The organism is Brevibacillus sp. YAE8 (assembly GCF_057543335.1).
On the sequence record NZ_BAAIYG010000184.1, the window covers coordinates 1 to 516 of the forward strand.

Annotated in this window: 1 protein-coding gene; it reads left to right on the forward strand. The window is 45.7% G+C overall.

Annotation, left to right across the window (positions count from 1 at the left end; all coding sequences use genetic code 11):
- The coding region (locus AC27IT_RS28280) for a sensor histidine kinase (RefSeq protein WP_487092336.1) at positions 1–516 on the forward strand (516 nt) is incomplete at both ends.

Sequence of the window (516 nt, forward strand, 5' to 3'; positions counted from 1 at the left end):
AAGAGGAATACGCCATTCAAAATGAACAGCACGACATTTTATTCAAAAACATTCATTCTCAGCAGGTGCAGGCTATCCTGTTGGGCAAAATGGGAAAGGCTTCGGAGAAAAAAGTTAAGTTGTCCATTGATGAAAACAGCACGCTTGAGCCGCTTCCTGAGCATATCGGGATGTCTCATCTCATTACGATCATCGGGAATTTAATTGATAACGCTTTCGAAGCCGTAGCTGAGCAAAATGTGCGGCTTGTTTCATTTTTCATCACTGACATCGGCCGCGATATTGTCATAGAAGTGGCTGACACAGGATGCGGCGTAGCGCCTGATAAGATGAAAGCCATCTTTGAACGAGGATATTCTTCAAAGGGGATGAAGAGAGGCTACGGGCTGGCCAACGTAAAGGAATCTGTACGTGAACTTGGCGGTTGGATTGAAGTGGCCAATCAAAAAGGCGGCGGAGCGGTATTTACCGTTTTTATACCGAAGGAGAAGCAAACACGAGAGGGGGAATCCATTT